The 21,562-nt window shown below is 32.9% G+C and carries 28 protein-coding genes; 15 read left to right on the forward strand and 13 right to left on the reverse strand.

The annotated features are described in order from the left end of the window. Nucleotides 1-35: 35 nt before the first annotated feature. Genes VKY41_RS07200 through nirK form a run of 3 tightly spaced genes read right to left on the reverse strand, consistent with a single transcriptional unit; the run spans nt 36 to nt 3,004 of the window. Nucleotides 36-755, reverse strand: a complete 720-nt coding sequence (locus VKY41_RS07200; RefSeq protein ID WP_500813761.1) for an SCO family protein — start codon at nt 753-755, stop codon at nt 36-38. Between the two features lie 5 nt (nt 756-760). Continuing rightward, entirely contained in the window at nt 761-1,531 is a 771-nt protein-coding gene (locus tag VKY41_RS07205; RefSeq protein WP_500813762.1) for a formylglycine-generating enzyme family protein, read from the reverse strand. Nucleotides 1,532-1,540: 9 nt separating this feature from the next. Continuing rightward, nucleotides 1,541-3,004: a copper-containing nitrite reductase gene (gene nirK / locus VKY41_RS07210; protein ID WP_500813763.1), complete on the reverse strand. Its 1,464-nt coding sequence runs from the start codon at nt 3,002-3,004 to the stop codon at nt 1,541-1,543. Nucleotides 3,005-3,213: 209 nt separating this feature from the next. Here nirK and VKY41_RS07215 point away from each other — a divergent pair, with 209 nt between their 5' ends. The 9 genes from VKY41_RS07215 (at nt 3,214) to VKY41_RS07255 (ending at nt 10,046) form a co-directional block, all read left to right on the forward strand. Continuing rightward, a complete protein-coding gene (locus VKY41_RS07215) occupies nt 3,214-3,981 on the forward strand; it encodes a hypothetical protein (protein ID WP_500813764.1) in 768 nt (255 codons plus the stop codon). A 12-nt stretch (nt 3,982-3,993) separates the two neighbouring features. Beyond that, on the forward strand, nt 3,994-4,326 hold the full coding sequence (locus tag VKY41_RS07220; RefSeq protein WP_500813765.1) for a hypothetical protein: 333 nt from the start codon (nt 3,994-3,996) through the stop codon (nt 4,324-4,326). A 123-nt stretch (nt 4,327-4,449) separates the two neighbouring features. Then, entirely contained in the window at nt 4,450-5,214 is a 765-nt protein-coding gene (locus VKY41_RS07225; RefSeq protein WP_500813766.1) for a ParA family protein, read from the forward strand. Between the two features lie 2 nt (nt 5,215-5,216). Beyond that, nucleotides 5,217-6,116, forward strand: coding sequence for a ParB/RepB/Spo0J family partition protein (locus VKY41_RS07230; RefSeq protein WP_500813767.1), 900 nt, complete (start codon nt 5,217-5,219; stop codon nt 6,114-6,116). After that, nucleotides 6,106-6,708, forward strand: coding sequence for a DUF5683 domain-containing protein (locus tag VKY41_RS07235; RefSeq protein WP_500813768.1), 603 nt, complete (start codon nt 6,106-6,108; stop codon nt 6,706-6,708). Before VKY41_RS07230 ends, VKY41_RS07235 begins: the two co-directional genes overlap by 11 nt. 1 nt (nt 6,709) lies before the next feature. Further along, a complete protein-coding gene (dapB, locus tag VKY41_RS07240; RefSeq protein WP_500813769.1) occupies nt 6,710-7,411 on the forward strand; it encodes a 4-hydroxy-tetrahydrodipicolinate reductase in 702 nt (233 codons plus the stop codon). A gap of 63 nt (nt 7,412-7,474) precedes the next feature. Further along, a complete protein-coding gene (gene lepB / locus VKY41_RS07245; RefSeq protein WP_500813770.1) occupies nt 7,475-9,052 on the forward strand; it encodes a signal peptidase I in 1,578 nt (525 codons plus the stop codon). Between the two features lie 65 nt (nt 9,053-9,117). Next, on the forward strand, nt 9,118-9,738 hold the full coding sequence (locus VKY41_RS07250) for a WbqC family protein (protein ID WP_500813771.1): 621 nt from the start codon (nt 9,118-9,120) through the stop codon (nt 9,736-9,738). Further along, nucleotides 9,738-10,046: a DUF6122 family protein gene (locus tag VKY41_RS07255; protein WP_500813772.1), complete on the forward strand. Its 309-nt coding sequence runs from the start codon at nt 9,738-9,740 to the stop codon at nt 10,044-10,046. Before VKY41_RS07250 ends, VKY41_RS07255 begins: the two co-directional genes overlap by 1 nt. Nucleotides 10,047-10,050: 4 nt before the next feature. Here the strand turns inward: VKY41_RS07255 and VKY41_RS07260 are convergent, their stop codons facing one another. The 9 genes from VKY41_RS07260 to VKY41_RS07300 form a co-directional block, all read right to left on the reverse strand. Next, the gene (locus VKY41_RS07260) at nt 10,051-10,377 is read right to left on the reverse strand and encodes a DMT family transporter (protein WP_500813773.1); all 327 of its coding nucleotides are present in this window, start codon (nt 10,375-10,377) and stop codon (nt 10,051-10,053) included. An 11-nt stretch (nt 10,378-10,388) separates the two neighbouring features. Further along, nucleotides 10,389-11,414, reverse strand: a complete 1,026-nt coding sequence (locus tag VKY41_RS07265) for an endonuclease/exonuclease/phosphatase family protein (protein ID WP_500813774.1) — start codon at nt 11,412-11,414, stop codon at nt 10,389-10,391. 12 nt (nt 11,415-11,426) lie between these two features. Beyond that, a complete protein-coding gene (locus VKY41_RS07270) occupies nt 11,427-12,296 on the reverse strand; it encodes a rhomboid family intramembrane serine protease (RefSeq protein WP_500813775.1) in 870 nt (289 codons plus the stop codon). Nucleotides 12,297-12,298: 2 nt separating this feature from the next. Then, entirely contained in the window at nt 12,299-13,072 is a 774-nt protein-coding gene (locus VKY41_RS07275; protein WP_500813868.1) for a rhomboid family intramembrane serine protease, read from the reverse strand. A gap of 15 nt (nt 13,073-13,087) precedes the next feature. Continuing rightward, nucleotides 13,088-14,941 (reverse strand): DNA mismatch repair endonuclease MutL, encoded by a 1,854-nt coding sequence (gene mutL, locus VKY41_RS07280; RefSeq protein WP_500813776.1) that lies wholly within the window; start codon nt 14,939-14,941, stop codon nt 13,088-13,090. Between the two features lie 8 nt (nt 14,942-14,949). After that, nucleotides 14,950-15,225 (reverse strand): riboflavin synthase subunit beta, encoded by a 276-nt coding sequence (locus VKY41_RS07285; RefSeq protein WP_500813777.1) that lies wholly within the window; start codon nt 15,223-15,225, stop codon nt 14,950-14,952. Nucleotides 15,226-15,233: 8 nt separating this feature from the next. Beyond that, nucleotides 15,234-15,446 (reverse strand): hypothetical protein, encoded by a 213-nt coding sequence (locus VKY41_RS07290; RefSeq protein ID WP_500813778.1) that lies wholly within the window; start codon nt 15,444-15,446, stop codon nt 15,234-15,236. Nucleotides 15,447-15,684: 238 nt separating this feature from the next. Beyond that, entirely contained in the window at nt 15,685-16,167 is a 483-nt protein-coding gene (ribH, locus tag VKY41_RS07295; RefSeq protein ID WP_500813779.1) for a 6,7-dimethyl-8-ribityllumazine synthase, read from the reverse strand. A 25-nt stretch (nt 16,168-16,192) separates the two neighbouring features. Further along, nucleotides 16,193-16,963: a tetratricopeptide repeat protein gene (locus tag VKY41_RS07300; protein ID WP_500813780.1), complete on the reverse strand. Its 771-nt coding sequence runs from the start codon at nt 16,961-16,963 to the stop codon at nt 16,193-16,195. 130 nt (nt 16,964-17,093) lie between these two features. Between VKY41_RS07300 and recF the strand changes: the two genes are divergently transcribed. From recF to VKY41_RS07320, 4 genes are all read left to right on the forward strand, one after another. Continuing rightward, nucleotides 17,094-18,173 (forward strand): DNA replication/repair protein RecF, encoded by a 1,080-nt coding sequence (gene recF / locus VKY41_RS07305; RefSeq protein WP_500813781.1) that lies wholly within the window; start codon nt 17,094-17,096, stop codon nt 18,171-18,173. A 34-nt stretch (nt 18,174-18,207) separates the two neighbouring features. Continuing rightward, nucleotides 18,208-18,633: a hypothetical protein gene (locus VKY41_RS07310; RefSeq protein WP_500813782.1), complete on the forward strand. Its 426-nt coding sequence runs from the start codon at nt 18,208-18,210 to the stop codon at nt 18,631-18,633. Nucleotides 18,634-18,645: 12 nt separating this feature from the next. Next, nucleotides 18,646-18,942 carry a DciA family protein gene (locus VKY41_RS07315; protein ID WP_500813783.1) on the forward strand — a complete coding sequence of 99 codons (297 nt, stop codon included), beginning with the start codon at nt 18,646-18,648 and terminating at the stop codon, nt 18,940-18,942. Nucleotides 18,943-19,024: 82 nt separating this feature from the next. Further along, nucleotides 19,025-19,216 (forward strand): cold-shock protein, encoded by a 192-nt coding sequence (locus VKY41_RS07320; protein WP_500813784.1) that lies wholly within the window; start codon nt 19,025-19,027, stop codon nt 19,214-19,216. Nucleotides 19,217-19,440: 224 nt separating this feature from the next. Here VKY41_RS07320 and VKY41_RS07325 read toward each other — a convergent pair whose 3' ends face one another. After that, entirely contained in the window at nt 19,441-19,860 is a 420-nt protein-coding gene (locus tag VKY41_RS07325; protein ID WP_500813785.1) for a nucleoside-diphosphate kinase, read from the reverse strand. 90 nt (nt 19,861-19,950) lie between these two features. Between VKY41_RS07325 and VKY41_RS07330 the strand changes: the two genes are divergently transcribed. Continuing rightward, nucleotides 19,951-20,970, forward strand: a complete 1,020-nt coding sequence (locus VKY41_RS07330) for a DHH family phosphoesterase (RefSeq protein ID WP_500813786.1) — start codon at nt 19,951-19,953, stop codon at nt 20,968-20,970. Then, nucleotides 20,963-21,499, forward strand: a complete 537-nt coding sequence (gldI, locus tag VKY41_RS07335; protein WP_500813787.1) for a gliding motility-associated peptidyl-prolyl isomerase GldI — start codon at nt 20,963-20,965, stop codon at nt 21,497-21,499. Before VKY41_RS07330 ends, gldI begins: the two co-directional genes overlap by 8 nt. Nucleotides 21,500-21,562: the final 63 nt, after the last annotated feature.

Below are 21,562 nucleotides of genomic sequence, written 5' to 3' on the forward strand. Positions count from 1 at the left end.
CCTTGCTGGAGGCCTTTCTAAGCAACAAGTAATTTCTATTGAGTCAATTCTAGGATGGCTGCTATGGTTTCTTTATTATCTACCCCTAAACCTTCTTGTTGATGAATTAATTCTCCTTCAGGATTAAATACACTTATAATATTGGAATGTGAAAAATCTATAGGTGAAATCTCTTTATATTTAACCGATAAGACATTGGCAAATTCTCTTACTCCACTTTCTGTACCTTGCAAGAATGTCCAATGCTCATCGTCCATCATGTTTTCTATTGCAAAAGCTTTTAAACGTTTTGGTGTATCTACCGTAGGATCTATACTTACTAATATAAACTGAAGGTCATCTAAATTCTTTTTAGGAATTTGCCCTTCAATATTTCTCATATCAGCAACCAATCTTGGACAAGCCGCTTTACACGACGTGTAAATCATGACCATTACCAAAGTTTTATCTTTTAAATCTTCTAGTTGAATTTCCTCACCCTCTTCTGTATGCCACTTACTTGTAAGGTTGAAAATGGACTCATCGGAAATTTCATTATCAGCACCTGTTTTTGATGCCTTACTTTCAACTAATTGCAAATCCATTTTACAAATAGGACAGCTTACTTTTTCAGAGTAGGTCTTATCACCTTCACATTCCATAGGACATTGATAAACCGCTATTTCCTGTTGAGAAGACTTAGATTTTTTCGAATCACAGGACGTTACTACGATGAGCAACATCATTACTGTCATTATGGTTTTAATATATTTCATTTGTTTTATTCTTTAATATCCTGGACACAACGAAACCCTAAGTTTTTCATTGAGTTTTTTGCTTTTAAACTTCCTCTAATAGCATAACGCATAAAAGCTGCATAATTCATTAAATCAGTGGCATTAATTGAAGCGCTTCCACAGAATAAATTGCTATCCTTATCGCTATCTTTTCTAGATTCACCAGTAATTAATACCGAATTAAAATCTAGAGTCCACTCCCAAACTAAACCATGTAAATCGTAAACTCCCCAAATATTTTTAGGGCTTTCTCCAATAACAGGAACTTTACGAGGCTGTTCGTACCAAGCTAAAATTCGAGCGTTATACTCAGGTTTAATCCTTGCATCTTTTGTTGTTTCGTCTGCCATAGCAACATATTCCCACTCATCCACTGTTGGCAAACGTTTATCCTGACACTCGCAATATGCTTTTGCTGCAAACCAAGATACATTTGTAATTGGACTGTTTGGAATTACTGAATCATCCATTTTTAAATCTGATTGCCAATTAGCCAAATAACTTTTGTCAGCAAATAATCCTTTTATATTTGACTTTCGCCATTTCGGATTTTCTTTTAAAAAGGTCATGTAGTCTTCTACACTTACTGGATAAACATCCATTTTAAAATCCTTAACCTCAACAACGGTAGAGTCTCGACCATATAAAGGCAAATATCTACTTCCTTCTATAAGAACCATGTCTTTAGCTTGTCCAAACACAAAATTTTGAAAAACTAAACACATTAAAAACAAGCTAAAGACTCTGGTTTTCATAACTTTCAATTATTTTTTATTCTTTACTTTATTTACCATTTCTTTTGTAACAACTTGTTTATTGTTACCCCAACTATTATAAACGTAAGTCAATACATTTGCAACCTCTTCTGAAGAAATACTTTGTCTTGTCATTACACTATTATATTTCTCACCGTTTACAGTAATCTCGCCACTAAGTCCGTTTACCACTACACCAATTGCTCGATCTACATCGGCATTTAAGTAGTCTGATTTAGCCAATGGAGGAAAGGCATTTGGGATACCCTGACCTTCTCCTTGGTGACAGGCAAAACAGTTTTGCATATATACTTGTTTTCCGAATTTCATTTGCTCCTCAAATGATTGTGCAGGAATTTCTGATTCCACAATTTCATCTGTTGTAGGCATAGTTTGGATACCAGGTCCTTCCGGTAAATAAATATCTTCACGAAGTTCACCTGAATAGATTTTCTTATTCTCTTCTCCTTCAACATTAAGAATTCCTAAAGCTCCTTTGTTAAATGCTCTAAAAATAGAGTGATCTACTAAAACAAGAGACCCTGGAACATCAACTCGGAACTCAACAATAGCAGCTCCTCCTGCAGGAATAAGTGTTGTTTGAATATTTTCGTTAATTAATTTTCCACCTTCAACATAAACTTTGTCAAATATTTCTCCAATAACATGGAAAGATGATACTAAGTTTGGCCCACCATTACCCACATAAAGTCGGACAGTTTCTCCAACCTTAGCTGTAATAGCATTGTCACCAGTTAAACCATCAACACTACCATTGAATACTACGTAATCGGCATTTTCATCAACGGCCTTCTGCATATCAAAAGGTTGCAAACCTCTTTCTCCATTTTTTCCCTTAGTATAGAAGTCACCTTGCATAATGTAGTATTCTTTATCTACAGGTGGCAAACCTCCTTCCGGTTCAACTAAAATTAAACCATACATTCCGTTTGCAATATGCATCCCAACTGGTGCTGTAGCACAGTGGTAAACAAAAAGTCCTGGATTTAAGGTTTTAAATGAAAAGGTTTTTTCAAATCCTGGTGCTACGAAAGAAGATTCTGCTCCTCCTCCTGGTCCAGTTACCGCATGTAAATCGATGTTGTGAGGCAATTTGTTGTCTGGGTGATTTGCTAAAGTAAATTCTACCTCGTCACCAATTCTCGTTCTAATAAAACTTCCTGGTACAGTACCTCCAAATGTCCAATAGTTATATTTTACTCCACCTGTTAACTCTCCTTCTTGCTCAAGGATTTCCATTTTAACCTTTAGCTTTTTAGGTTTTCTGGCTCCTATAGGTTTTGGCACATGTGGTGGCGCTGTTAATTCAGCCACCATTTCCTGATTTACAGCCATATCAGCTGAACTAACTACTTCTTTTTTGTCGTTAAAACATGCTACAAAAAATACGGGTGTTATTAGTAAGGCAAGACTCCTTACTAAATTGTTTTTTGAATTTTGGTTTGATTTCATGGATAAAAATTTAAGTGATTTTCTATTTAAATAATTAATTTCGGACTAAACAATCCTTTATATTATTAAGCAAATATACATGCACTATAAGAATAAAAATATGACCAATATCATGAAATGAATATAGTAAAGGAATATCTTAGAGTTTTAAAATTTAATATATATATGAAAACCCCAATTACCTACTTGCTTGTTTTTTTACAGCCTTTGTGTTTGCTCAAAAAAACAATACAACAACCATTTACTTTAAAGATGGCACTTCTAAACAATTCGACAAAGTAAACTTTTTAAACAACGTTGAAGACTATATTGTTGGTTTAGAAGCTAAAATTGATTCTAATAAAAAACTCAATTTCAATTTAACAGAGGTCCTTAGTGTTAACGAAAAGAACAGACATTATACTGTTAAACAATCTGAAAAAAACTTATATCTATGTCAAGAAGTTATTATAGGCAACTTATCTCTTTACAAAAGTGGTGACCATTATTTTTTAGAAAATGAAGAACATGGTTTTAAAGAAATATCGAAAGTAGAATTAGATGGCATAACCTTAAATAAATACAATTATTCTACTCTTTCTGTTTTTGTAAACAAATGCAAAAAAGCACAGGAGGAAGCTTACAACAAAAACTCATCTATTACTCCAAGTGTTATAAAATCAATAGTTAGCACTTATAATTCATGCCATTTAAGTGAAGACACACAATTTGCTGCAAATGTTATAAAACTAGCAAATGATCAATCGGAGATTATAGAAATTGGAATTAATATTGGCTATAGCTTCTCAAATACTTCATTCGATAAATTATCACCAGATGCTTCCAACAGTTATGGTACTCCTGTAATTGGGGCTCAAGTTTATTTTAACACCAATATATTAGAAAAGTCTTTGGGGTTTTTATTTTTAGTTGATTATTCATTTCCTAGTGAGTTTAATTCTAGTGAAAATAACATTCATTTAAAAACTAAGCTGTAATATATAAATACGATGGTTGGAACTCGTTACACATTTAACAACATAAATAAAACTTTTAGTCCTTATTTAGGCTTGAATGGTGGTTTTATTTTTAATTCCAAGTCAAGCATCACTATTCAGGACGCTATTTTTGGAGCTCAAAAAATCGAATTTAACTCTACAAACAAATTAGCCTACAATGTTGGTATTGGGACTTATATTCATTTTGGAAAACAAAAAATTGATTTCAATGTAATCTATCAGCCAGAAAATAAATTTGAACTTTCCTCCACGGATAACTTAAGCAAATTAGAAAGCTCGTATAAAGCATCTGGTTTTCAACTAAAAGCGACTTATATAATTTAGTTTTTAATTAAAACCTATAAATTATTAGAGCCACTTTAAGAAGTAGCTCTTTTTGTTAACAAATTCCGTTTTTTAAACTCACAAATAATTGTATTTTTACCGTTATAAAAAACCAAATCATTAATGGGTAAAATAATAGCAATTGCTAATCAGAAAGGTGGTGTAGGAAAAACAACCACATCTATTAATTTAGCAGCTTCTCTTGGGGTGCTTGAAAAAAAAGTATTATTAATAGATGCCGATCCACAAGCTAACGCTACGTCTGGCTTGGGCTTGGATGTTGATACTGTAGAAATTGGAACCTACCAACTTTTAGAGCATACAAAAAGTGCAAAAGAAGCCATATTAAAAACCAACACTCCAAATCTTGATGTAATTCCTTCTCATATAGACTTAGTTGCTATAGAAATTGAACTAGTTGATAAGGAAGAGCGTGAATATATGCTTAAAAAGGCTTTAGAAGAAATAAAAGACGAGTATGATTTTATTTTAATCGATTGCGCACCATCTCTTGGGTTGCTTACATTAAACGCACTAACAGCTTCGGATTCGGTTATTATTCCTATTCAATGCGAATATTTTGCTTTAGAAGGATTAGGAAAATTATTAAACACAATTAAAAGTGTTCAGAAAGTACATAATCAAACTTTAGACATTGAAGGGCTATTACTTACAATGTACGACTCTCGATTACGTTTATCTAATCAAGTGGTAGAAGAAGTACAGAAGCACTTTAACGATATGGTATTCCAAACCATAATACAAAGAAATGTACGTTTAAGCGAAGCTCCAAGCTACGGTGAAAACATTATAAACTACGATGCTAGTAGCAAAGGTGCTAGTAATTACTTAAGTTTGGCTAAAGAACTTATTATTAAAAACTCCTAAAAATGGCGAAGGCAACAAAAAAACAGGCTTTAGGTAGAGGATTATCGGCTCTTTTAAAGGATCCATCAAACGACATTTCGTCGGTACAAGATAAAAATGCAGATAAAGTTATTGGTAGTATAGTTGAATTGGAAATTGATACTATAGAAATCAACCCATTTCAACCAAGAACCAATTTCAATGAAGAAACCCTTTTAGAACTTGCTTCTTCAATAAGAGAATTAGGTGTTATTCAGCCTATAACTGTTAGAAAATTAGAGTTCAATAAATTTCAATTAGTTTCTGGAGAACGCCGTTTTAGAGCTTCTAAATTAATTGGGCTTCAAACAATTCCAGCATACATTCGTATAGCTAATGATCAAGAATCTTTAGAAATGGCATTGGTTGAAAACATCCAACGTCAAGACCTAGATCCTATAGAAATTGCTTTGTCTTACCAAAGATTAATAGACGAAATTAATTTAACACAAGAGCAAATGAGTGAGCGTGTTGGTAAAAAACGTTCAACAATTGCTAACTACTTGCGTTTATTAAAACTAGATCCAATTATTCAAACAGGAATGCGCGATGGATTCATTTCCATGGGTCATGGAAGAGCTATCATTAACATAGAAGATCAAGGCATTCAATTGGACATCTACGAGAAAATTATAAGTAACAAGCTTTCTGTTAGAGATACAGAAGCACTAGTTAAAGCTTTCCAAGAGAAAACTTCAGGAAAAGCGCCTCAAAAAACAGAGGTTCCAGCTTTTCTAAAAAGTGCTGCTAAAGATTTATCGGAATACTTTGGACAAAAAATTAACGTTAAGATTTCTAAGAATGGTAAAGGGAATATTACTATTCCTTTCAATTCAGAAGAAGACTTTAACCGCATGTTAAAACTTATTAAGGGTGCTAAATAAACAGGCCATATTAACTGTTTTTTTACTTGCATTTTGTTTTTCAACCCTGGCTCAAGAAGACAAAACTGAAAACAAAAAAAAGAACGAGAACAATATTCCAACAGAAGAGTTGGTCGTAGAGTCAAGTGTCATCATCACCGATCCAATCGACCCTTTAGCTCCAGCACGAGCTGCCTTTTATTCTGCTGTACTTCCAGGGCTTGGACAAGCCTACAATAAAAAATACTGGAAAATCCCCATTGTATACGCAGGCTTGGGAGTGGGACTATATTTTTATATAGATAACAACAACGAATACCATAGATATAGAGATGCTTACAAAAGACGTTTAGCTGGTTTTGAAGACGATGAGTTTTTTGGAACAGTAACAACAGATGGCTTACGTGAAGCTCAGAAAAATTTTGGTAGAAACAGAGAACTCTCACTACTAGTAACCATTGGAATTTACGCATTAAACATAATAGACGCCAACGTAGACGCGCATTTATTACAATATAACGTGGACGATAAATTATCGATAAAACCTCATTATAAAATTAATGAAATGGATAATGTAGGAGACCTTGGACTAACACTTAACTTTAAGTTTTAAAATGAAAATAGCACTATTAGGATACGGAAAAATGGGAAAAACTATTGAACAGGTTGCTCTGAAACGAGGCCATGAAATAGTTATAAAAACAAATGACGAAGATGGCTACGACCTCAATTTAGCAGATGTTGCCATTGACTTCAGTGTTCCTAAAGCTGCTTTTTTCAATATTGCCAAATGTATAAAATTAGGAGTTCCTGTTATTTCAGGAACCACTGGTTGGCTTGATAGTTATGAAAGCGTTGTTAAACTTTGCCAAGAAAACAAAGGAGCTTTTATATATGCTTCAAATTATAGCCTTGGCGTTAATATCTTTTTTGAGTTAAATAAAAGTTTAGCTAAAATGATGAGCAATCTAGGCCAATATAATGTATCCATGGAAGAAGTTCATCACACTGAAAAGCTTGATGCTCCAAGTGGAACTGCCATTAGTTTAGCAGAAGGAATAATAAACCTACATCAAAAGTACGATAAGTGGTTTTTAAATGAAGTTCAAGAAAAAGTTGTACCAATTACAGCTAAACGTATTGATAAAGTTCCTGGCACTCACGAAATAACCTATACAAGTGAAGCTGATAGTATTACGATAACACATACCGCCCACAACCGAGAAGGCTTTGCACTAGGTGCGATAATTGCAGCCGAATGGATTCTAGGTAAAACAGGGATTTTCACCATGAAAGATGTATTAAATATTGGTTAAAACCTATAAATCGAGTAACAATTTTTAGTGATATTACACTAATAAAAAAACAAAAACAATATTATGACCATAACGCAATTGCTTATTTTCTTGATGGCTATTCAAGTTATTCATGGATTAGGAACTTGGAAATTATACATTAAAGCTGGTAGACAAGCTTGGGAAGCATTTGTTCCTGTGTACAATGCGGTTGTTTTAATGAAAATAATCAATAGACCATGGTGGTGGACGATTCTACTTTTCTTGCCTATTGTAAACCTTATAATGTTTCCTGTAGTTTGGGTAGAAACAGCTAGAAGCTTTGGAAGACACTCTAATACTGATACAATTTTAGCAATTATTAGTTTAGGTTTTTACAACTTTTATCTTAATTACGGATTAGATTTAGAACATGTAAAAGACCGAAGTTTACAACCTAGAACGGCAGCTGGAGATTGGGTAAGTTCTATTCTATTTGCCATTGTTGCTGCTACCATTGTTCATACTTACTTTATACAACCTTATACCATTCCAACCTCTTCTTTAGAAAAGTCTTTATTAGTTGGAGATTTCTTGTTTGTAAGTAAATTTCATTACGGTCCTCGTGTTCCAATGACCACTATCGGGGCCCCAATGGTACATGACACGATTCCTTTTATTAAAAAGAAGTCCTATTTATATAATGATAATGTAGAAAAGAAAAATACAGCATTTGTAAATAAACTTTCTTTGCCATATATGCGAATTCCTGGTTTTCAAAACATAAAACGCAACGACATTGTAGTATTTAACTGGCCAGTAGACACCATGTTAAATATGCGATATACTGACAGAAATCACTACAAACCAATTGACAAAAAAACCAATTATGTAAAACGTTGTGTTGGATTGCCTGGAGATTCTCTAGAAATTCGTGATGGATATGTATATATTAACGGGAAACAAAACGAACTACCTGACAGAGCTAAACTTCAATTTTCATATAAAATAGAAACAAAAAGTGGCCCATTCAATAACGAACAGTTAACCAAAAGATATGGCATAACAGATTTACCACAATACAATCAAGATTATTCTTTAAGTTATTTTCCAGGGATAACAGATGAAGCCTTGAGTCAATTTAAGAACCATCCAAATGTAGGAAGTGTGGAATCGTTAAAACGTAAAAAAGGCGAACGAGAACCTAGCGTTTTTCCTCACGATCCAAATTACAATTGGAACAACGATTTTTTTGGTCCTCTTTTTATTCCTAAGGCGGGATCTACTATCGATTTAAACTTAGACAATTTACCATTGTACAAACGCGTAATATCTGAATATGAAAACAATACACTTACAGTAAAAGGTAACCAGATTTATGTTAATGGAAAAGTTGCAAGTACTTATACTTTTAAAAATGATTACTATTGGATGATGGGAGATAACCGTCATAATTCACAAGATGCAAGAACATGGGGATTTGTACCTTTCGATCACGTAGTAGGCAAACCAGTACTTATTTGGATGAGTTGGGATAGATTTGGAAAACCACGTTGGGAACGTTTCTTTACAACCGTTCACGGAAGTGGCGAACCTGTTTCATATTTAATTCCGTTTTTAATAGTTCTTGCAGGTTGGTTTGGATTTAACCAATGGAGAAAACGTAAAAAAGCAAATAGTTAGTTGTATCGTTTTAAAATACCTCAACAGAGACAATTTTACCAAGTTAATAGAAACCAACACAAACAATGAAGGTTCTTATCCATCCAACATATTTTCCTAATATAGCCCACGCCGTAGCTATGGCCCAGGCCGACGAGGTTACGTTTGAAATGGACGACAACTACCAGAAGCAAACTTATAGAAATAGAACATATATCTATGGAGCTAATGGCAAGCTACAACTTAGTATTCCTATAATTCATTCGCAGAAAGAACGACAAAAATATCGCGATCTCAAGATTTATAACGCTGAAAACTGGCAAGATATTCATTGGAAATCTTTAGAAACAGCTTACAGAACCTCTCCTTACTTTGAGTTTTATGAAGATGAAATCCACCCTTTATTTACAGAGAAGGCAGAGTTTTTATTAGATTTCAATCTAAAATGCTTTAACACAATATTAGACTGTTTACAATGGGATTTAAAAATCTTAAAAACTGAAGTCTATCAAAAAAATGTTGAAGACAAATTAGATTTCAGATATCTTGCCAATGCTAGAAAGGAACGTTCTTATAATTTTGACCAGTATATTCAAGTATTTAACAGCAAACATGGATTTATTCCTAATTTAAGTATTTTGGATTTACTGTTTAGTGAAGGTCCAAACTCTTTAAATTACTTGGAAAACCAATACAAGCACTTGTAATGTTGCAGTCTATTTTACATTATGGCATCCACTTTTTAGTCCCAATTGCAGTTGCTCTATTATTTTTTAAATCTCATTGGAAGTCAGCAGCTTTAATTATGCTTTGCGGAATATTTATAGACTTAGATCATCTATTAGCCAATCCGATGTTTGACCCAAATAGATGCAGTATCAATTTCCATCCACTACACAGTTATTACGCCATAGGCCTTTATATACTATTACTACTTCCAAAGAAAACTAGAATAATAGGTTTGGGCTTAGTCATCCATATTATTGCTGATTCGGTAGACTGTTTGATGATGTAATTTATTAGTTTGAAACAAACTTTAATCCAACAATAGAAGCTATTAAAGTAAATAAGAAGAAAACTCTCCAAAAACTAGCTGGTTCTTTAAAAATAAAAATTCCAACAAGTACAGTACCTACTGCTCCAATTCCTGTCCAAACAGCATAAGCAGTTCCAATAGGAAGCTCTTGAGTTACTTTTACGAGCAAGTACATACTGATAGTTAAACAAACTAAAAAGCCAACGTACCAGGAAATCATTTCGTTTCCAGTAGTTTCTTTTGCCTTACCTAGACAAGCAGCAAAAGCTACTTCAAATAAACCTGCAATAATCAATAATAACCAATTCATTTATACAAAAGTTACGGGAGAAGTTTAAAGCTTGCTAAAAGTGGATAATGATCTGAAAATTTGTTGTCAAAAGTTTTAAAATCGGTCACTTCAAACGTCTTATCGGCAAAGATAAAATCTATTCTAACTGGAAAAAACTTTAAATCATATGTTCTACCAAAACCATTTCCTGCTATTTTAAAGGCATCTTTTAAATCGCCTTTAATTTCTTTATACACATAGGAAAATGCCGAATTATTAAAGTCTCCACAAATTATCATTTTATGAGGACTTGCAGCTTTATGTTCTACGAACATTTCTGCTTGTTGTTGTTGCATTTTAAAGGTTTGTTCAATACGTTTTAAAATCCATTCAGAACCCTCCTTTTTAAGCTTTTCAACGTTAGCATCGATACGCAAAGACTGCAAATGAACACTATAAATACGTACTGTATCTTTTTCTTTTACTATATCAACAAAAATGGCGTTATTTGAAGTATTTGGAAAATTTATAGAACCCGAATTAATTATTGGATATTGCGAAAATATAGCTTGACCATATTTCACTTTATTTCCAGATAATTTTTCGTATTTATATTTAAAAAAAGATAAATCCACGTTTTTGTGTGGATGATATTCTTGTAAACTTAAAACATCTGGGGCTTTGGACTTTATAAAGTCTACGGCTTTGGTTTCAATACCTTTTTCAGGAATCCAGTCGTAAATATTAAACAACCGAACGTTATAGTTCATTACAGAAAGGTCTGTTTTATCAGGTTCTACATCAGACGTTGAAAATTTATAGAACGATCCAAAAATAAAATAACCAATAACTAAAATTACAAACGATAAGATTAACTGCTTTTTTACTTTTATGAGCCAATAAATAAAGAAAAGAGCGTTGAGTAAAATTAAAAATGGCATTCCTAAACTTAAAACCGAAAGCAGCGCAAAGTTTTTTGGTGGAAAATAAGGAAGTATATAGGATAGCAAAAGCATGGTAGCCACCATAGCATTAACCAGGTAAATAAATTTTTCGAAAAGCTTAAGGTTTTTCATATATACTCGGTACTATTTACCTACTTTGAATAAAAACTCTTTTTCTTCTTTAGTTAAACTATCGTAACCACTTTTACTTATTTTATCTAAAATAACATCAATCTTCTTTTGTTTATTTAATTCGTTAAATTCAGATTTGGAGTAACCACCAAAGTTTTCAGTTTTTTTTCTATAGACAGTTTTTAGCGGCGATTTACCCGACTTTTTAAACATACTCCCCACTCTATCCATCAACCCTTCGAATCCTTTACCTATATCTGTCCCTTTTTTTAATTGAACCGCATAAAAGTATCCCAACAAAGAGCCACCCAAATGAGCTAGATTTCCACCAGAATTCATTCCAAAAAGCCCCAAAACATCAATAACAACTATAGCAGCTCCAACGTACCAAAGTTTTAGGTTAAACGTAAAAAACCGAACTTCCATATGCGGCATATATGCACATAAAAAAATCAATAACGCCCTAACCCCAGCCGAAGCTCCAACCAATCGAGTATTTCCAGTAAACAAGTTAGGAAATACGTTATAACCCAACAAAAACAAAAGTCCTCCAGAAATAACACCTAGAAAATAGATATTTAACCCAGTTTTGGGAGAAAATAAATTCATAAACATCCCTCCAATAAAATAGAGCCACAACATATTAAATAAAATATGCCAAAAATCATAGTGTGTAAATCCATAAGTAATAATACTCCATGGCTGTAATATGGCATCAAAAAAGTCGCTAGGCAGTTCTAACCATCCTAAACTTTTATTAATATTAAAAACCACTCTTATAAACAAGCCTACGAAGAAAAGAACGAGGTTAACCCCTATAATTTTCTCGAACACATTCAGGTTTTGAAGTTTATCTTGTATGTCTTTGTTTAGCGTGGCCATATTTAGTTCCATCTATTTTTATTAAACTGTGTTTTTTTCCAATACCACATAATCAAGAACCCTGTTAAAGCCCCTCCAACGTGAGCTATGTAAGCTGTGTTACTAGGACTAAAAAACGATTGACCAGTAACTGCTGAAATTAAATCTAAGGCTATAATCCCTGGAATAAAGTATTTGGCTTTAATAGGCACTGGTAAGAATATAAGCATAAGTTTAGATTCTGGATATAACATTCCAAAAGCTACCAAAACCCCCATAATAGCACCGGAAGCACCAACCATGGTACTATTGAACACTCCAACAAAATGCTGTAATTGCTCCTGATTTAAAAATTCGCTCCATCGTCTATCATACATGCTATACCCTGATTTTAGGGTTTGAAAGGTCTGCGCTTCATCAAAACCAGATTCGTTTAAAATGGCCAAGCCTGAATAAAATCGGAAATAATAAAACCCAATCATACAAAGTGCTGCACCTAATCCGGATGAAATATAAAAAAACAAGAATTTCTTAGTTCCAAACTGCTGCTCTACCGCTGTACCAAACATCCAAAGTGCAAACATGTTAAACAGAAGATGCATAAACCCTCCATGCATAAACATGTGCGTAATAATTTGCCATGGCTGAAAAATTTCATTTTTAGGAAAATGCAATGCAAACCAATCATAAAACAAGGTATTATCACCAAAAGCCTGTCCTCCAATAGTCAAGGTTCCTATAAACATTATTACGTTTATAATAATTAAATGTTTTACGGTATCTGTAATATTATTCATCATAAGACTTGGTACTTATATAAATTTTTTATCCAATTCCTCTACACTTAACGTTACGAATGTAGTTTTATTTGTTGGCGACATATTTGGTTCTTTACAACCGAAAAGACTATTCACCAAATGTTCCTGTTCAAGTACTGAAAGAGATTGCCCTGTTTTTACTGCCAAGCTTTTTGCCATGGACTTTGCCAACAAATCTGTTGGACTAAAATTACTATCTGGAACTTCGTTTTCAATATCGTTAATTAACTGTTCTAAAATAACAGAAACCTCACTTTCTGGAACTCGAATTGGAACTCCAGAAATTTCAATACTATCTTTTGAAAGGTCGGAAAACAAAAATCCTGTATATTCTAAATCCTCTTTTACTTGTTTTAAAATATCAATCTCTTGAGGTGAGAAATGTAATTTAATAGGAAACAATAACTGTTGGCTCATACTTTGTTTCACAGTCATGTTTTTCAGAAAATCTTCATACAACACTCTTTGATGTGCCCGATATTGATCAATAACTAACATACCAGATTTAATAGTACTAATCACATATTTATTCTGAATTTGAAACGTGCTTTGTTTCGTTTCAACTTGAGATTGATCTTTAAAAATAGAACCTGTTTGTTCTTCACTTTCAAATTGTATACTAGTAAAATCCTGCTGTGTTTGTGTGCCTTTGGACTCTAATCCAACATACAAACTATCCCAATTAGAAGGTGTTTGTTTTCTAAAAGCGGTAGTCTGCTTACCAGAAATCTGTTTTTCTTGAAAGGGATTAAAACTTCTATCGACTTCAATTTTTGGAGTGCTCGGATTTTGAATATCCTTGTAATTGTAAGGTGTGTCTAAATTAGCATCTCTATCAAAATCTAAAACAGGTGCAATATTAAATTGTCCTAAACTATGTTTAACTGAGGCCCTTAAAATAGCATAAAGCGTATGCTCATCGTCAAACTTAATTTCTGTTTTAGTTGGGTGAATGTTTATATCAATGGTTTCAGGGTTAACTGTTAGATTTAAAAAATAGCTAGCATGTGTACTATCTTTTAAAAGCCCTTCGAAAGCCGAAGAAATGGCGTGGTTTAAATAAGCACTTTTTATAAATCTGTCGTTTACAAAAAAGAATTGTTCTCCTCTGGTTTTTTTTGCATATTCTGGTTTACCGACGAAACCAGAGATTTTAACTACTTCAGTCTCTTCATTAACTGGCACTAATTTCTCATTAGTTTTAGGACCAAAAATATTAACTATACGTTGTCTGTAATTACTTTCCGGAAGATTAAAAACCTCACTCCCATTATGATACATGACAAACTGAACATTTGGATGCGCTAAAGCCACTCTATGAAATTCGTCAATAATATGACGAGTTTCAACTTGATTAGATTTTAAGAAGTTACGTCTAGCAGGAATATTAAAAAATAAATTTTTAACTGCAATTGAAGTTCCTTTAGGCGTAACAACAGCCTCTTGTGAAACTACTTCACTTCCTTCTATAACTAATTGTGTTCCTACCTCATCCTCCTCTTGTTTAGACCGAAGTTCTACATGAGCAATAGCTGCAATACTTGCTAAGGCTTCACCTCGAAACCCCTTAGTATTTAATTGAAATAAATCCTCTGCAGAACGTATTTTTGAAGTAGCATGGCGTTCAAAACTTAATCTTGCATCGGTAACACTCATTCCTGAACCATTATCGATAACCTGAACTAAGGTTTTGCCTGCATCTTTAATTAAAAGTTTTATTATAGTTGCCTTAGCATCTAAGGCGTTTTCCATGAGCTCCTTAACGACAGAAGCAGGACGTTGAACAACTTCTCCTGCTGCAATCTGATTCGCCACATGGTCTGGTAATAACTGAATAATATCTGACATGAGCGTATTTAAAAGAAAATGGATAAATCGAATTCAATAATTAAAAGGAAAATCAAAATTAAAATTCCAATTATTATTAAAACTCTCTTATTTGCTGTATTGTTTTGATTGTACTTATAGTCTTCTAGTGCAGAAACAAGTTTATTTTTTAAACCTTTATTGTTTCCTACTGTACTTCTAAAGTCGTCGAACTTGTGTTTTATTTCAAATGGACTGCCTTCACCTTTATAATGTCTAGGTGTATAACTATACTTTTTGTTTTTTCTTGTTTTAAAAATCCCCATAATATCATCTATTCATAACCGCTTAAATAATACCAAAGCACTAAAATAGCTATCAAAAACAAGACCATATACCAAGGTGAAGTTAAAATGCTACTTTTACGCTTTCTACCTTGTTTTAACTCATGCCATTTTGACTGAATATCCTTTTCCTTATTTTCGGTGGTTTCAATTGGATATTTAGGCTTGAAATTAAATTGTCTATTCTTTTTGAATGATGCCACAACTACTATACTTTGATATCTTTCAAAAATACTTAAAAAACAAAGAAAAACAGGCTTTTGAAATGCCAAAAATTGTTAACATCCGTAATGCTTTCTATAAAAATAATCCGATTTCATCTAAGGTAATTTTTATCCATAAAGAAATCTATCGCTCTATAGATGGCGAGTTTTATTTTCAAAAATTAAGAATATGATAGCTAGCAACTTGCAAACCTACAAGAAGCTTAATAATAAAGGCTTAAAGTTTATTTAATACCGCCATTTTTATGGCAGCAATAGCAGCTTCTGTTCCTTTATTACCATGCTTTCCACCAGAACGATCGATAGCTTGCTGCAAATTATTATCGGTTAACACACAAAAAATAACAGGAATATCGTGAAGTATATTCAAATCTTTAATTCCTTGTGAAACTGCTTCGCACACGAAATCGAAATGTTTAGTTTCTCCTTGAATCACACTTCCAATGGCAATAACAGCATCAACGCCTTTTTCTTGCATTTTTTTAGAGCCAAAAATAAGCTCGTAACTACCTGGAACATTCCAACGGATAATGTTTTCAGGTAAAACATCATTGTCTATTAAAGCGCTATAAGCACCTTTATACAAACCTTCAGTAATAGTGTCGTTCCATTCTGAAACAACAATCCCAAACCGAAAATTCTTCGCGCTTGGGATTGTAGCTTTATCGTATTCCGATAAATTTTTATTTTCTGTTGCCATGTGTTTTTCCGAGAAATCGGGAAATTTATTTGTTAGCCAAGGCTTGCGCTTTACCAATAAACACATCAATGTTTTCAGCTTCGGTAGAAGACGCATAATTTTCTTTAATATCGTTGAAGTAAGTTAAAGCTTTATCGGCTTTCCCTAAATCCATAGCTACAACACCTGCTTTAAATAAGTATAATGGTGTAGTAAAACTATTAGATCTTAATTTAGCTGCTTGCTCATAATAATCTAAGGCATCTTCTTGTTGGTTTAACTGTACAAAAGCATCACCAATACTTCCTTTAGCCATTGGAGCTAAAACTAAATCTTTACTAGAAAAATCGTTTAAGTACGTTACTGCATTTTTGTAATCCTTCAAGTTTAAATAAGCCATTCCAGCATAATAATTAGCTAAATTAGCAGCAGAAGTCCCACTGTACTCTGAAGCAATATCAAGCATCCCTAATTTCCCTTCACCTCCATTTAAGGCTAAAGTGTATAGAGAGTCCTTTTGCACTCCTGTTACTGCTTGGTTGAAGTATTTTTGAGCTTGGAACATTTCGTTCATCGCTTCGTTTTGTTTTGGTTTTGCTACAAATTCGTTATAACCTAAATAACCTAACACCACAGCGGCTACTACACCAATAATAATGAAAATGTATTTTTGGTTTGAAATAACCCAATCTTCTGCTTTGGAAGCAGACTCATCTAAGGTGTTAAAAACTTCAGCAGTTGTTGAATTGTCAACAATCTCATGCTCTTTCTCTTCTTTCGTAGCTGGTTTGTAACCTCTTTTCTTGTAAGTTGCCATATTTTTTTAATTAATGCGTGGCAAAAATATGATTTTTCTTCATATTTAAAAGCCTATTATTTGTTATTTTTCAATATTTTGCGCAACATATACATTTAATAATTTAAAACAGTATTTAAGCACCTTTTTTATGATTCTAAAATCACTTTCATTACTAAATTATAAAAATTTTGAAAGTCAGTCTTTTGAGTTCAATCACAAGATCAATTGTTTTGTTGGAAACAACGGTGTTGGAAAAACTAACATCCTAGATTCCATTTACCATTTATCTTTTGGAAAAAGTTATTTTAACCCAATTTCTTCACAAAACATTAAACATGATGAAAGTTTTTTTGTGATTAATGGCGACTATGAAAAAGCCGGTAAAACCGAAAAAATTGTAGTCAGCTTAAAAAAAGGACAAAAAAAAGTTATTAAACGCAACGGAAAAAATTACGATAGATTTAGTGACCATATTGGATTTTTGCCTCTAGTAATTATTTCGCCTGCAGACCGAGATTTAATTATTGAAGGCAGTACGACGAGAAGAAAATTTATAGATGGTGTAATCTCGCAAAGTGACAAACTTTATTTAGACACTTTAATTAACTACAACAAGATTCTCGTTCAAAGAAATTCGCTTTTAAAATACTTTGCACTAAACAACACATTCAATGCCGATACTTTAGATATTTACAACAAGCAACTGGATAATTACGGTCAAATTATTTTTGAAAAAAGACAAGCATTCCTAAAAACTTTCATTCCTATTTTTAAAGATCGTTACAAGGCTATAAGCAATGGAAATGAGGATGTTAATTTAATTTACACTAGCGATTTAACAGAAGGAAAACTTGAAGACCTATTAAAGAAATCCATAAACAAAGATAAAGCATTGCACTACACAAGCGTTGGAACACATAAAGACGATTTGGTTTTTGAAATAGAACAACACCCTATAAAAAAGTTCGGAAGTCAAGGACAGCAAAAATCATTTTTAATTGCATTAAAACTAGCTCAATTCGACTTTATAAAAGCCCAGTGTGGCGACAACCCAATTTTGTTACTAGATGATATTTTTGATAAACTAGATGAAAACCGAGTTTCGCAAATAATTAAATTGGTAGACGACGAAAATTTTGGCCAGCTGTTTATAAGTGACACTCATGCTGATAGAACTGAAAAAGCTATAAAACAAGTGCATCAGGCTTATGAAATTTTCAAACTTTAAATTAAAAAGAAGTATTAAATAAAACTAGAACACCATGAATTTTAAATATTACATTCTAATCTTTTGTTTGCTAATACTAAGTAGCTGTTCCAATAATCCTGAAACCTATATTAACCATCTAGAAGGCTATTGGGAAATTGAAGAAGTTCAATTACCGGATGGCAGCAAGAAAAAATATAATTACAACGACACTGTAGATTATATTGAAGTTTCGGACAGCTTGGTTGGATTCAGAATAAAACTAAAACCTGCTTTCGATGGCACGTACGAGACATCAAACGATACTGAAAAATTTTCTATTAAAATTGAAAATGACAGTTTAAACCTATATTACGAAACACCTTTCGACTCTTGGAAAGAAACTGTTTTATTTGCAAATAATGAGCAGCTAAAAGTTACAAACAAAAATAAAGCCGTATTTTTATATAAGAAATTCACTCCAATTGACGTCACAAAATAACCCCCTCAAATTATGGCAAAACGAAACAACGAACATATAAGCATTGCAGATGCTCTTAAAGAATTTGTAGAAACCAACAAACTTGAATACGGTTTAGATGTAGTTAATGTACAAGACACCTGGAGAGATATGATGGGAAATGGCGTAAATAATTACACAACTGATATTCAATTAAAAAACGACACACTATTTGTACAACTAAGTTCTAGTGTATTAAGAGAGGAACTTAGTTATGGGAAAGAAAAAATTATTTCTATGTTAAATGAAGCTCTTGGTAAAAATGTGATAAAGAAATTGGTGTTACGATAAATAACTAAGATTAAATTACCTGATTTAAATTCCTGGCACGCTGTTTGCACTATAATTAATAATTAATTTAATAAAATTTATAATGAGTAAAGGAACAGTAAAATTTTTCAATGATGCCAAAGGATTTGGTTTCATCATAGAAGAAGGTTCAAACCAAGAACATTTTGTACACATTTCAGGATTAATTGACGAAGTTCGTGAAAACGATGACGTTGAATTCGAATTGACAGAAGGTAAAAAAGGATTAAACGCAATAAACGTAAGAGTTTTATAATATATACGATTATCTTTTTAGAACAAAACCCACAGCAGAAGCTGTGGGTTTTTTGTTTTATATATGGTTTACTACCTGATCATTACTTATAAGACTTATAACAAATTAAATGAGAAGTTGATTGGTGTTCAGATTTTTTATTCAGACAAGCTCTATAAAACACAAAAAAGCCTGAAAAACTACTTTTCCAGGCTTAATTTAAACTTTTCTAAAGTTTGATTTATTTAAAACATTTCTCTTCCTGAAAAATGAAAAGCTCCTTCAATAGCAGCGTTTTCATCGCTATCACTTCCGTGTACAGCATTTTCTCCAATAGAAGCAGCATATAATTTTCTAATAGTTCCTTCAGCAGCATCTGCAGGATTAGTAGCACCAATTAAAGTTCTAAAATCTTCTACAGCGTTTTCTTTTTCTAAAATAGCAGCTACAATAGGACCACGAGTCATGTATTCTACCAATTCTCCAAAGAAAGGTCTTTCATTGTGGATTGCATAAAATGCCTCAGCATCCGCTTTTGTCAATTGTGTTAATTTCAAAGCTACGATTCTAAAACCTGAAGCATTGATTTTCTCTAAGATTGCGCCAATGTGTCCTTTTTCAACCGCATCTGGCTTAAGCATTGTAAATGTTCTGTTAGTTGCCATTTAATATTTTTTTAATTTGGGTGCAAAAGTAACGCTTTTCTATAAAAAAACCTTAAAATCACATATTAAATAATTGTATCTTTGTTACCTATGGAAAAAGACGATATCATTAAAATCAATCAGCTGTTAAAAACACCTAAACAAGTAGTTATAGTTCCTCATAAAAACCCAGATGGAGATGCTATTGGTTCTACTTTAGGTTTATATTTATATCTATTGAAGCACAAACAAATCGCAACTGTTATTGCTCCAAACGATTACCCTGACTTTTTGAAATGGATGCCTAAAGAGTCTAAAATCCTCAAGTATGAACTACAAAAAGAAGCATGTGATGCCTTAATTTCTAAAGCTGAAGTAATTTTTACTTTAGACTTTAACGCACTCGATAGAGCGGGTGACATGGAGGAAGTACTTAGTTCTAGTAATGCTTTAAAAATCATGATAGATCATCATCAGCAACCAGAAGACTACGCAACCTATATGTATTCTGATGTTAGCATAAGCTCCACCTGCGAAATGGTATATAATTTCATCGAAATGCTTGGTGACAAAAACCTTTTAGATAAGGATATAGCTAGTTGTTTGTATGCTGGAATTTTAACAGACACCGGATCGTTTAGATTCCCTTCAACAACTAGTAGAACTCATCTAATTGCCGGAGAATTGATAGATTTGGGAGCAAATCATTCAGAAATTTACAACCAGATTTTCGACAACAACAGTTACGAACGTATGCAGCTTTTAGGTTGCGCTTTAAGTAATTTAAAAGTTTTACCAGAATACAGAACCGCGTACATTACACTATCACAAGATGAGCTTAATCAATTCAACTTTAAAAAGGGTGATACTGAAGGCTTTGTAAATTATGCACTTTCACTAAACAACATAATTTTTGCAGCTATTTTTATAGAAGACTCACAAAACAACATTGTAAAGATTTCTTTACGTTCTAAAGGAAATTTCTCTGTAAACGAATTTTCTAGAGCGCATTTTGAAGGCGGAGGACACACCAACGCAGCAGGTGGGAAAAGTGATTTAGACTTAAAATCTACAGTTGAAAATTTTATTAGTATCTTGCCTCATTATAAAAACGCCCTGAACAATGAGTAGAATTATTACCATACTAATAGGCACCTTACTTCTGGTAGCTTGCAAATCGCCTGAAGCTAGACGACCAGTTTCCTCAAAATCAGGATCGTTTATCGACGAATCTGTTGAAAGAAATATTAAACTTAAAGAACGAGAAGAAGCCTATATTAAAAAAATTATGGCCGAAAATCCTGAGCTAGAATATATAGCTTCAGCAAATGGATTTTGGTATTACTACAACGTAAAACAGGCCGACAGCTTAATATCGCCAGATTTTGGAGACATCGTCAATTTCAACTACAATATAAAAACCTTAAACAACGAACTAATCTATTCACAGGAAGAGCTTAAAAACCAAACCTACGTAATGGATAAACAAGAACTTTTTTCGGGTTTAAGAGAAGGTTTAAAACTTATGAAACCTGGTGAAACAGTTACCTTTATGTTCCCTTCACAGAAAGCTTACGGCTACTATGGAGACGAAAACAGAATAGGAGTTAATGTGCCCCTAATATGCGAGGTTTCTGTAAACTCAATTATTGACAAATAATTCCAATTAAATTTTTAATAAAATACTATTTTTACAACCGAAAATTAAAAACACATGAACATC

The sequence above is a fragment of the Xanthomarina sp. genome, assembly GCF_035306605.1.
Lineage (GTDB): Bacteria > Bacteroidota > Bacteroidia > Flavobacteriales > Flavobacteriaceae > Xanthomarina.